The sequence below is a fragment of the Gluconacetobacter entanii genome, from assembly GCF_003206495.1.
GTDB classification, from domain to species: Bacteria; Pseudomonadota; Alphaproteobacteria; order Acetobacterales; family Acetobacteraceae; genus Novacetimonas; species Novacetimonas entanii.
Genome location: NZ_NKUF01000009.1, coordinates 54,740 through 67,451 on the forward strand (window position 1 = coordinate 54,740; position 12,712 = coordinate 67,451).

General features: G+C 63.0%; 6 protein-coding genes. 4 read left to right on the top strand and 2 right to left on the bottom strand.

Going from position 1 to position 12,712, the window contains the following annotated elements:
- Positions 1 to 189: 189 nt before the first annotated feature.
- From zapE to lpdA, 4 genes are all read left to right on the top strand, one after another.
- Positions 190 to 1,401, top strand: a complete 1,212-nt coding sequence (gene zapE, locus CFR72_RS06120; RefSeq protein WP_110913111.1) for a cell division protein ZapE — start codon at positions 190 to 192, stop codon at positions 1,399 to 1,401.
- A 379-nt stretch (positions 1,402 to 1,780) separates the two neighbouring features.
- Positions 1,781 to 4,645, top strand: a complete 2,865-nt coding sequence (locus CFR72_RS06125; RefSeq protein WP_110913112.1) for a 2-oxoglutarate dehydrogenase E1 component — start codon at positions 1,781 to 1,783, stop codon at positions 4,643 to 4,645.
- A gap of 266 nt (positions 4,646 to 4,911) precedes the next feature.
- Complete coding sequence (odhB, locus tag CFR72_RS06130) at positions 4,912 to 6,162, top strand: 2-oxoglutarate dehydrogenase complex dihydrolipoyllysine-residue succinyltransferase (protein ID WP_110913113.1); 1,251 nt, start codon at positions 4,912 to 4,914, stop codon at positions 6,160 to 6,162.
- A 74-nt stretch (positions 6,163 to 6,236) separates the two neighbouring features.
- Positions 6,237 to 7,976: a dihydrolipoyl dehydrogenase gene (gene lpdA / locus CFR72_RS06135; RefSeq protein WP_110913114.1), complete on the top strand. Its 1,740-nt coding sequence runs from the start codon at positions 6,237 to 6,239 to the stop codon at positions 7,974 to 7,976.
- 228 nt (positions 7,977 to 8,204) lie between these two features.
- On the opposite strand, the gene CFR72_RS06140 is transcribed toward lpdA, so the two are convergent.
- Both CFR72_RS06140 and CFR72_RS06145 read right to left on the bottom strand, forming a co-directional pair.
- Complete coding sequence (locus tag CFR72_RS06140; RefSeq protein ID WP_110913115.1) at positions 8,205 to 9,932, bottom strand: putative bifunctional diguanylate cyclase/phosphodiesterase; 1,728 nt, start codon at positions 9,930 to 9,932, stop codon at positions 8,205 to 8,207.
- A gap of 39 nt (positions 9,933 to 9,971) precedes the next feature.
- A complete protein-coding gene (locus CFR72_RS06145) occupies positions 9,972 to 12,200 on the bottom strand; it encodes an EAL domain-containing protein (protein ID WP_110913145.1) in 2,229 nt (742 codons plus the stop codon).
- Positions 12,201 to 12,712 lie beyond the last annotated feature (512 nt).

Sequence of the window (12,712 nt, forward strand, 5' to 3'; positions counted from 1 at the left end):
CATGGGGGATGTGGTGCGCGGTGTGGGGCATGATGCGTGGTGAACGTCGCGGCAGGGTGGGCGGGTCCATCACAAATGCTCCATTTCCCGCCCTTTGCGTTCACCAGATGGAGAGAACGCCCGTAACGGCCGTATATGGCGGTTTTGTGCCCTTGCCGAAGGGTCGGGGAGGGATTATCGGCGTTGGGTATGGATACCGAAATTCGCACCGCTTCCGCCCCTTCACAGCCGGTTCCGCAAGGCGATGCCGGCCCCTTCGCCGTGTACGAGGCCCGTGTCGCCGCAGGCACGCTCGACCGCGACCCGGAACAGGAAAAGGCGGCGCGTCGCCTTGACCGGTTGTGGCGCGAACTGCGCGACTACCACCCGGTGGTCATGCAGCGTGCCGCCGCGCGTCCCGGCCTGTTCGGCGGCCTGCGCGCGCGGCTGGGGCTTGGTGGTGGGCGCGGGGCGCAGGCGGGGCCAGCGCGGCCGCGCGGGGTCTACATGGTCGGGCAGGTCGGGCGCGGCAAGACGATGCTGATGGACCTGTTCTTCGACCTCGCCCCGGTGGAGCACAAGCGCCGGGTGCATTTCCACCGCTTCATGCAGGACGTCCACCAGCGCCTGCATGACATGAAGGTGGCGCAGCCTGACCTTGCCGATCCCATCCCGCCGCTGGCGCGCCAGATCGCGCAGGAGGCGTGGCTGCTGTGCTTTGACGAATTCCAGGTCAACGACATCGCCGACGCCATGATCCTCGGGCGTCTGTTCGAATACCTGTTCGCCGACGGGGTGGTGGTGGTCGCGACCTCCAACACCAGGCCCGAAGACCTGTTCCAGGACCGTCCCGGCGCGGATGCGTTCAAGCCCTTCATCGATATCATCATGCGCGAGGTCGATACCGTCATCCTCGATTCCCCGCGCGATTACCGCCGTGGCGGCGTGCGCGGCATGCGCACATGGATCGTGCCCGCCGATGCGGCGGCGAAGGCGGAACTCGACACCATCTTCACCCACCTTGCCGCGGGCGCGCCGGTGCAGGAGGTGGACCTCGACATCATGGGCCGCATCCTGCATGTCGCCCGTGAGGCGGGACCGGTCGCGCGCTTCTATTTTTCCGAACTGTGCGGGCGCTTCCTCGGGGCGGGGGACTATCTCGCGCTTGCGACGCGCTTTCCCAACCTCATCATCGACAACGTGCCACGCATGGGGCCGGACAATTTCGACGAGGCCCGGCGCTTCATCGTCCTGATCGACGCGCTGTACGAACAGAACGTCAAGTTGTTCGCCTCCGCCGGGGACCAGCCCGATTCCCTGTATGAACGCGGGCAGGGGGCAAAGGCGTTCGAACGCACCGCCTCGCGCCTCGAGGAGATGCAGAGCGCCTCCTACGCGCAGTTGCCCCACCTGTCGGCATAGCTGTTGTGACAACGCCGCGCGCCATGGGCGGAGGGTCACGCCATCGTGACGCCCATGGCGCGCCTGTGACTGGTGGGGCGGTAGGCAAAGGGGCCGGTCTTTGCTTGGGTAGTCGAGGAAGTTCCCAGGGCCGGAATTGTGCCACGCAGGGCTGCATTTTCACCGCGTTTTCCCCGTTCTCCGGGGGACATACGAAAATGTCAGCATGCGTCCACAGCAATCCTGACCTTGATGAATGATGGCGGTACCCATGGCCGGGTGCCGTTAGGGTAAGGGCCATAAGCCGGCCTGCGGGCAGGGGCCATCACATGGCGCCACGGATGCGGGACCGGACAAATAACGCGGCCGACAAGGTCGTCAGTGAGGAGATGTCTTCAAGATGGCGGGCGTAGATATTCTTTCGACCGCATTCAGCGGCTCCAATACGGCCTATCTGGCCGAATTGTATGCACGCTGGGCGGTAGACCCCAAAAGTGTCGATCCTTCCTTTGCGTCCCTGTTCTCCGACATGGATGAGCAGAGCGCGGAAATCGAACACGATGCCGAAGGCGCGTCGTGGGCGCCACGTGCACCCATGATCACCGGCGAGGAAGCCGAGACCGTCCCCGCGGGCGGCACGGTTTCCGCCGAAAGCCTGCACGCGGCGGCGGATGACAGCCTGCGCGCGACGCAGTTGATCCGGGCGTACCGTGTGCGTGGCCATCTCGAGGCGCGGCTTGACCCGCTTGGCCTGCAGGTGCCCAAGCCCCATGCCGACCTTGACCCCGCGACCTATGGCTTCGGTCCCAACGACCGTGACCGCCCGATCTATCTCGGCCGCATCGTCGCCAGCCTGATCGGGGCGGAAACCGCCACCATCAACCAGGTGCTTGATGCGTTGCGCGCGGTCTATTGCGGGCCGATCGGCACGGAATACATGCATATCCAGGATCCCGAACAGCGGATGTGGGTGCAGGCCCGCCTGGAAGGCGACAACTGGCGCCAAGGTGCCAGCGCGCAGGAAAAGAAGGTCATCCTTGAACACCTGACGCAGGCCGAAGGTTTCGAATCTTTCTGTCAGAAACGCTATGTCGGCACCAAGCGCTTCGGGATTGAGGGTGAGGACGTCACCATCCCCGCGCTGCATGCCGTGATCGACCAGGCCGCCAGCGGCGGCGTGCGTTCGGTTGCGATCGGCATGCCGCATCGCGGGCGCCTGAACACGCTCGTCAACATCGTGCGCAAGCCCTATACCGCGATCTTCAGCGAATTCGCCGGCGCGTCGTTCAAGCCGGACGACGTGCAGGGATCGGTGGATGTGAAATACCATCTGGGCACCTCCACCGATGTGGAAATCGGCGGCACGCCGGTCCACATCTCGCTCCAGCCCAACCCCTCCCACCTCGAGGCGGTCGATCCCGTGGTGATCGGCAAGGTGCGCGCGACGCAGGACGATGACGACCCGCACCAGCGCGGCCGCCACATGGGCATCCTGCTGCATGGCGACGCGGCGTTCGCGGGGCAGGGCATCGTCTACGAGACGCTGGCGATGTCGCAGTTGATCGGCTACCGCACCGGCGGCACCGTGCATGTCGTGGTGAACAACCAGATCGGCTTCACCACCGTTTCCATCCATGCCTTCTCGGGGCTGTACTGCACCGACATCGCCAAGGCGGTGCAGGCGCCGATCTTCCACGTCAATGGTGACGAGCCCGAGGCCGTTGTCTACTGCGCGCGCCTTGCCGCCGAATTCCGGCAGAAGTTCGCTTCCGACGTGGTCATCGACATCGTGGGCTACCGCCGCCACGGCCACAACGAATCGGATGAGCCGTCCTTCACGCAGCCGATCATGTACAAGGCCATCGCGGCGCGCCCGACCATCCGCACGCTGTATTCCGAGCGCCTGGTGCGCGAAGGCGTCGTGACCGAGGCCGAGGTCGAGGGGGAGTGGAACGCGTTCCACGACAAGCTTGAGGCCGCCTACCAGGCCGCGCAGGGCTACAAGCCGAACAAGGCCGACTGGCTGGAGGGCGCATGGCAGGGGCTGAAGCCGCCGCCGGTCGATGCGGTCGTGACCATGCCCGAAACCGGCATCGCCATCGACAAGTTGCGTGAAATCGGCGCGGCGCTGGCAAAGGTGCCCGACGACTTCACCGCCAATTCCAAGATCGTCCGCCAGCTCAAGGCCAAGGCCAAGATGTTCGAGACGGGCGAGGGCATCGACTGGGCCACGGGCGAGGCGCTGGGCTTTGGCTCGCTCCTGCTTGAAAAGCACCATGTCCGCCTGTCGGGCGAGGACTGCCAGCGCGGCACCTTCAGCCAGCGCCATGCCGTCCTGATCGACCAGGTGAACCAGAACACCTACGTGCCGCTGAACAACATCGACCCCAACCAGGCGCATATCGAGATCTACAACTCGCTGCTGTCGGAATTCGGGGTGCTGGGCTTCGAATATGGCTACTCGCTGGCCGATCCGAACGCGCTGGTCCTGTGGGAAGCGCAGTTCGGCGACTTCGCCAACGGCGCGCAGGTCATCATCGACCAGTTCATCGCCTCGGGCGAGACGAAGTGGCTGCGCATGTCCGGCCTCGTGATGCTGCTGCCGCATGGCTATGAAGGGCAGGGGCCGGAACATTCCTCCGCGCGCCTGGAACGCTACCTGCAGCTTTGCGCGGAAGACAACCTGCGTGTGTGCAACCTGACCACGCCGGCCAACTACTACCACGCGCTGCGTCGGCAACTGTTCCTTGACTACCGCAAGCCGCTGATCATCATGACGCCGAAGTCGCTGCTGCGGAACAAGCTGGCGGTCTCCGAACTGAAGGATTTCGGCCCGGGCACGACCTTCAGGCCGGTGATCGGGGAGATCGACACCATTGCCGATCCCAAGAAGGTGGAACGCGTCGTGATCTGCTCGGGCAAGGTCTATTACGACCTGCTGACCGAACGGCGGGAGCGCAAGCTTGACACGGTTGCGATCGTGCGGCTGGAGCAGTTCTATCCGTTCCCGGCAAAGCTGCTGGGCGACGAACTGGCACGCTATCCCGATGCGAAGGTCATCTGGTGCCAGGAAGAACCCGCCAACATGGGTGGCTGGGACTTTGTCGATCGCCGGATCGAGGGCGTGCTGGGCAGCATCAAGCACAAGAGCGCGCGTCCCGAATATGTCGGTCGCGTCGCCGCCGCCAGCCCGGCGACGGGTCTTGCGAAGGTGCACCTTGCGGAGCAGGCCGCGCTGGTCAACAAGGCGCTCGGCGTCGCGTAACAGGGCAGGCGGCGGGGCACATGCCGTCCTGCCGCCGCCCGCTCATTTCGTCACGCGTGGCATGGACATTGCCATATGGACATCGCGGCGCGTGGCATCGAACAGGGTCCGGCCCGTCATCCGGGACCGGGCAGGGTTAACAGGCCGGATGGCGGTACTGCCGCCATGTGAACAAGGCCTGAGGTCAGGAACTGTCACGCTGGCCCATCACGGACGCGGAAAAACCGCGACATGGGGTGGGGCGGCAAAGGGATTGGAAAATAGGAATGTCTGCCGAGATCAAGGTGCCGACGCTGGGTGAAAGCGTAACTACCGCAACCGTTGCAAAATGGCTGAAGCAGCCGGGCGATTCCGTGTCCGCCGATGACCCGGTGGCCGAACTGGAAACCGACAAGGTCAGTGTCGAGGTCCCCGCCCCGCAGGCCGGTGTGCTGGGTCCGCTGCTGGTGCCCGAAGGGGCGGAGGTCGAGGTCGGCACCGTCCTGTCCACCGTCGAAGCCGGCACGGGCAAGCCCGCCGCCCCCGTCGCAAAGCCCGCGCCCGCGCCGGCCGCCGGCGTGCAGGCACAGCCGCTGAGCACCGGACCGGTCGCGCGTCCCGCAACACCCGCATCCGACGTTGCGGCGCAGGGTGCGGCCCACGCACCGTTCCCCGCGGCACAGAAGATCATGACCGAACAGGGCGTGTCCGCCACACAGGTCGGCGCTGGCTCCGGCAAGGATGGCCGCATCACGAAGGGCGACGTGCAGGCGTTCCTGGCACAGCCGCGTGCGGCCACCCACACGGCCGCGCCGCGTCCGCCGCGTCAGGATGACCCGCGTGAGGAACGCGTGAAGATGACGCGCCTGCGCCGCACCATCGCGCGCCGCCTGAAGGATGCGCAGAACACGGCCGCCCTGCTGACCACCTTCAACGAGGTGGACATGTCGGCGGTCAAGGCGATGCGCGCCGAATACAAGGACGCGTTCGCCAAGAAGCATAACGGCGCGAAGCTGGGCTTCATGTCGATCTTCAGCCGCGCCGTCATTGCCGCGCTGCAGGAATTCCCCGCGATCAACGCCGAAATCGACGGTGATGACGTGATCTACCGTGAATTCGTCAACCTCGGCATCGCGGTGGGCGGTCCCAACGGACTGGTGGTGCCGGTGATCCGTGACGCCGACCAGAAGAGCTTTGCCGAGATCGAAAGCGCCATCGCGGGCTTTGGCAAGAAGGCGCGCGAAGGCACGCTGAAGATCGACGAACTGTCGGGTGGCACGTTCTCCATCACCAATGGCGGCATCTATGGCTCCCTGATGTCCACCCCCATCATCAACGCGCCGCAGTCGGCCATCCTGGGCATGCATTCCATCCAGGATCGCCCCGTGGCCGTGGACGGGCAGGTCGTGATCCGTCCGATGATGTATATCGCGCTGACCTATGACCATCGGATCGTCGATGGCAAGGAAGCTGTCAGCTTCCTCGTCCGGGTCAAGCAGAACGTGGAAGACCCGCGCCGTCTGCTGCTGCAGGTCTGATGCGGCCGGGCGGGGGGCCGATCCATGGCCCTCCCGCCTGATCCTCCACGATACCGCAAGCAGGACAGAATAGAATGACCATTGAAATCAAGGTTCCGACGCTGGGTGAAAGCGTCACCACGGCCACGATCGGCAAATGGCTGAAACAGCCGGGCGAGGCGGTTTCCGCCGATGACCCGATTGTGGAGCTGGAAACGGACAAGGTCAGCGTGGAAGTCCCCGCGCCGCAGGCCGGCGTGCTGGGCGCGCACAAGGTGGCCGAAGGTGACGAGGTCGAGGTCGGCGCGGTCCTGACCACGCTGGAAGCCGGCGGTGCCGGTGCGAAACCTGCGGCTGCCCCCAAGGCCGCGGCCCCCGCTGCCCCTGCCGCCGCCGCACCTGCGGCACCCGCCCCCGCCGCCACGCCTGCTGCCGCCCCCCCGGCGGAGACGGATTACGATGTCATCGTGATCGGTGCCGGTCCCGGCGGTTATGTCTGCGCCATCCGCGCGGCACAGCTTGGCTTCAAGGTGGCCTGCGTTGAAAAGCGCGCGACCCTTGGCGGCACGTGCCTCAATGTCGGGTGCATCCCGTCCAAGGCGCTGCTGCAGCAGTCCGAGAATTTCCACGCCGCCAAGGATGAATATGCCGACATGGGCATCATCATCGACAGCGTGAAGCTTGACCTCAAGCGCATGATGGCGCGCAAGCAGTCGGTGGTCGATGCCAACGTCAAGGGCGTCGAGTTCCTGTTCAAGAAGAACAAGATCACCTGGCTGAAGGGCGAGGGCCGTGTCGAGGGCACGGGCCGTATCACCGTCAACGGCAAGCCTGTGACGGCGAAGCACATCGTCGTCGCCAGCGGCAGCGACAGTGCCGTGCTGCCGGGTGTGGAGGTTGATGAAAAGCAGATCGTGACCTCGACCGGTGCGCTGGAACTGTCTGCCGTGCCGAAGAAGATGGTGGTGATCGGTGGCGGTGTGATCGGCCTCGAACTCGGCAGCGTGTGGCATCGCCTCGGGGCGGAAGTCACGGTGATCGAATATCTCGACCGTCTGGTGCCGGGCACGGATAACGAAATCGCCAAGACGTTCCAGCGCATCCTGACCAAGCAGGGCCTGCAGATGAAGATGGGCCACAAGGTGACGAAGGCCGTCAAGGGGCCGAAAGGCGTCACCCTGACGGTGGAACCGTCGGCCGGTGGTGCGGCGGAAACGCTGGACGCGGACATCGTGCTGGTGGCGATCGGCCGTTCGGCGGCGAGCAAGAACATGGGCCTGGAAGAAGCGGGGATTGCGCTGGACAAGCGTGGCCGCATCGTGACCGACGCCCATTACGCGACCAACGTGCCGGGCATCTATGCCATTGGTGACGTGATCGCAGGCCCGATGCTGGCGCACAAGGCCGAGGAAGAAGGCGTTGCGGTGGCCGAACTGCTGGCCGGTCAGGCCGGACATGTCAATTACGGTGCCATTCCCGCCGTTGTCTATACGTGGCCGGAAGTCGCGACCGTGGGCAAGACCGAGGAAGTGCTGAAGGAAGAAGGCGTCGCCTACAAGGTTGGCAAGTTCCCCTTCACCGCCAATGGCCGCGCGCGCGCGATCGGCATGACCGACGGGTTCGTCAAGGTTCTGGCCGATGCCAAGACCGACGCGGTGCTGGGTGTGCATATCATTGGCCCGATGGCGGGCGAACTGATTGCCGAATGCACCATGGCGATCGAATTCGGCGCATCGTCCGAAGATATCGGCCGTACCTGCCATGCGCATCCCACGCTGAGCGAAGCTGTCAAGGAAGCTGCCCTCGACGTGGAAAAGCGCGCCATCCACATCTGATCCGCCTGCCGGGGTGGGGCATGCTGTCCCACTCCACACGAAAAAAAGCCTTCCGCATGGTCCGGGGTATCCCGTCCGTGTGGAAGGCTTTTTTGGTAAAAGGCTGTAAATTTCAAAAAGTTTTTGGGTGCCGCCTTTTTCCAAAAAGGCGGCGTCTTTCGAAGCTTTTTGAAAAAAGCTTCACCAAAAACTTTTATTTCTTATATCCATCAGTTTGTCCGGGAGGGGTCAGCCCAGATCATGCTCCCATGCATGTTCGCGGGTGATCTTCACCAGATCGGTGGCGGATACCGCGCGTGAGATGAAGAAGCCCTGGATATAATCCACGCCCAACTGGGTTGCGATGTCGAACTGCTTGCGTGTCTCCACGCCTTCGACCGTCACTGACAGGCCAAACCCGTGCCCAAGCCGGATGAGGGCGGCAAGGATGTCGCGATCCTGTTCCCGCGTGTCGATATAGCGCACAAGGCTGCGGTCGATCTTCAGCGATTTCAGCGGCAGGTTCTTCAGCGTGGACAGCCGCACGCTGCCATGGCCGAAATTGTCCAGCGCAAGGCCGAACCCGTCTTCGGCCAGCGACTTGAGGCGCAACTGGCTCTTTTCCGCGCGACGCCCCTGCAGCATATGTTCCGTCACCTCCAGCATGAAGGTGCTGGGATCCATCTTCAGGTGCTTGATCTCGCTGAGCAGGTCCACCTGCTGGTCGAGGCTGAGCAGGTCGAGATGTGACAGGTTCACCGCCAGGCGCAGGTTCGGCAGGCCCGCCTTCTTCCACATGGCGATATCGTCGTGGAACGACTGCACCAGATGGGTCTCCATCTCCTGCGCCAGTCCGGAATCGGCGAATACGTCAGTGAATGCCCCGGCCGACAGCAGTCCACGCTGCGGATGGTGCCAGCGCATCAGGGCCTCGGCCTGTTCGATCTGCCCGGTGTGGCAGTTCAGGATGGGCTGGTAATAGACCTCGAACTGGTTCTGCTTCACGCCCGCGCTGGCTTCCTTGAGGATCTTGGCACGTTCCAGCGCGGTCTTGTGCAGGCTGGCGCTGAACATGCGCGCCTGCTTGCCACCGGCCTGCTTTGCGGCATACAGCGCCACGTCGGCGTTCTTCTGCACGTCTTCGAGCGTATCGGTCGCCGTCAGCGGGGTTGCCCCGATACTGCCGGAGACACGCACGACGGCCGATTCAAGGTCGATCGGCTCCTCAAGCAGCGTCTGAAGGCGGGTCAGGATGGATTCGAGGGAGTTTTCCTTCAGGCTCTTGTGCAGGATGATCGCGAATTCATCGCCGCCCAGCCGGCTGGTCGCTTCCTCCGGCCCGACAAGTTCGACAATGCGCCGCCCGATCGTGCGCAGCACGATGTCACCCGCATGATGGCCGTGGATGTCATTGATCTGCTTGAACCCGTCAAGGTCGAACATCACCAGCACGCGTTCCTCCGCGCTGGAGTGCTTGCACTGTTCCAGCGTGGCGATCAGGCTGGCGTTGAACCCGCCACGGTTCAGCAGCCCGGTCATCGTGTCGGTCGCGGCCTGGATCTTCAGCCGCTCCTTGGTGTTCATCAGTTCGGTGATCTCGAACCGCGCGGCGACAAAGCCGATGATGTTCCCGTCCGAACCGTGGTGCGGGATGATCGTGGTCGCCACCCAGTAATGGCTGCCGTCCTTGGTGCGGTTGCAGATGTTCCCGTGCCATGTCCGCCCGGAATAGATGGTGCGGTACATGTCACGGAAGAACGCATGCGTATGCACGCCGGAATTGAGGATCCGGTGCGTCTGCCCCAGCAGTTCCGAACGCGCATACTGGCTGACGTCGCAGAACTTCTGGTTGACATAGGTTATGACGCCATTCCTGTCGGTGACGGCGACAATCAGGACATTATCGACGACATCAGCCCAGAAATCGGCATCTTCATGTGTAAGGGCCCTGAGTCGGTCGTCGTGTCTGGCGGACATATAAAACCTCGGAACAAAGCGAAACGCTGGAATGGTGCCTTAACTTTTAATTCGATTTGTTTTTTCCGATACCGTCTTTGCCTTGCCCGTCGGGTCGGCCAGGTTCTTGATGGTGCGGCGCTGGCGCACCCACTGCTCCAGATCCTTGGGCGCCAGCGGCTTGGCGAACAGGTAACCCTGCATCACGTCGCACTTCAGCTCCTCCAGCAGGCGGCGCTGCTGCTCGGTCTCCACGCCTTCGGTCACGACCGTCATGCCCAGGCGCGACCCGATGCCGATGACCGCCATGGTCACGGCCTGCGCGTTGGTGTCGTGCTCGAAATCGTTGATGAAGCTGCGGTCGATCTTGATTTCCGTCAGCGGCAGGCGCGTCAGGCGCGACAGGGAGGAATAGCCCGTGCCGAAATCATCCATCGACAGCCCCGCGCCAAGGTTGCGGATGGCCTGCAGCACTTCTTCGGTGTCGCTGCTGCTGTCCATCATGACGCTTTCGGTGATTTCCACCGTCAGGCGGTCGGGCGTCAGCTTGTAATGGTCAAGCAGGTTGGAAATGTATTCCGGCAGTGCGCGGTTGCGGAAATGCACCGCCGACAGGTTCACGGCCACGGTGGGGACATGGATGCCGTCCTTGTCCCACTGCACCATCTGGCGGCACGATTCCTGCAGGGACCAGCGGCCGATGGCCTCGATCTGGCCGGTTTCCTCAGCCACCGCGATGAAGCGGGAGGGAAAGATGTTGCCAAGGTGCGGGTGATGCCAGCGCGACAGCGCCTCCACCCCGCACAGTTCGAGCGTATGGGTGCGCACCTGTGGCTGGTAATGCAGGTTCAGCGCCCCGCGCGCCAGCGAATCCCGCAGCGCGGAGCCGAGCACCAGGCGGTCCTGCGCCACTTGGTTCTTTTCCGAATTGGCGAAGCGGTAGGTGCCGCGCCCGTCGATCTTGGCCTGCCGCATCGCCACGTCTGCGTTGCTGAGCAGGGATTCGCTGTCGGGGCCGTTGTCGGGGAAGGTGCTGATGCCGACACTGCACGAGATGGTCAGCGTGTTCTGCCCGATCTGCATCGGCTTGGCGATGGTCGCGATCAGCATTTCCGCGAACTTGATCGCATCGTCATTGCGGCAGTTGGGCACGGCCACCACGAACTCGTCCCCGCCGGAACGGCTGACGATGTAATCATCCTTGGCGATGGAACGGATGCGCTGCGCGATCTCGACAAGGAACTGGTCGGCATAGACATGGCCGAGCGCGTCGTTGATGTCGCGGAAGCGGTCGATGTCGAGCATGAAGATCGCGAAGTGGTGGTTGCCCTCCTGCTTGGCGATCATGCCCTCGAGGACCTTGTGCACCGAAGAGCGGTTCAGCAGGCCGGTCAGGGAGTCGAAGTTCGACAGGTGTGAAATATGCTGCTTGGTCGCGTTCTGCTCGAACGCCAGCGCGCAGAAGGGGATGCATGAATCCACGATGCGCTGCGGCCATGAATTGTGGCGGGCGTCATCGCGCGAATACAGCGCGAAGATGCCCGAGACCTCTCCCGTCTGGGTCTTGACCGGGGTGGAGAAGCACTGCTGCAGCCCCAGCGAAATCCCCAGCGAGCGGTAGCTGTCCCATACCAGTCGGTTGGCCTGCTTCGGGTCCGCGCGCAGCTTTTCCATGGCGGAAGGGGAAAGCTGCACCGTCTCGAGTGCCGCGCGGAAGCGCTTGGGCAGTGTGGGCGAGGACAGCACGCGCAACTGCCCGTCGGGCATGATGAGCATCAGGACCGCCACCGCGCCGGGCACGAACCCTTCGACCCGGCGGCACAGAAGGTCGGCCACGTCCTGGATCAGCATGTCACTGGCGAGCGCCTGCAGCACGTCGTTCTGCAGGATCAGGATCTTGCGCTGCTGGCTTTCGTTGGTGACGTTCTTCATCACCCCCATGTAGTAGATGCGGCCTTCGCCGGTCAGGACCTTGGAAAGTGACAGTTCCCCGCAGATATATTCCCCATCCGAGCGGGAGAATTCCACCTCCCGCGAGGTGCCGACGATCTTGCTGACCCCCGTGCGGCGGTTGGTGTCGATGAAGCTGTCGTGGTCCTGGCGGTGCTGGAGCGGCACGAGTGAACTGACGTTCTTGCCGATCACGTCCTGCCGGGGCAGTCCCCAGAGGTTTTCGGCGGCCTTGTTGAAAAAGATGACGTTGTTCTTGTCATCAATAATCACTGTCGCATCAATGGCATGCTCAAGTGCCGACAAGAGGACTTCAGCGCTTAGATGGGACTTGCTCATCATCAACCTCAGGGGGAGAAAGGAAAAAGGATCATAGGGCCTGCGGATCTGAAAGTCATGTCTCGCCACCGCGCAGGGGTGCCCATGCGATGTCAGGCGTGCCGGTATCCATAATCAAGGCAGGCTGTCTGTTTCAGATATGAAATAAAAACAATGGAAAGATGAGTAATTTTTTCAGAGTAAAGATGCATTTATAGTCTATGTTTATGAAATTGGACAATACAGGCTTATTTGTTTCTATCAATTCGTATCGTGATGTGCATAGGGATGTTTTCCGCAAAAAGACAAATAAATCTTATGCCCCCTAATTGACATCGGGTGACAGGCCCGCGTCTGCGGTCCCAGCGTAATCAGCAGATGCTAACGAAAGGTTAGGGGCAGGCGCGATGCGCGTGCGTCAGTGGGTCGGCGGGAACGGCGCGAACGCATGACGCAAACTGTTGATAAATAACGTCTCAAAGGAAGGATATCCTTTGGCGGATTGCAGGGCGGACCCCTGCGTGCGGCCATCG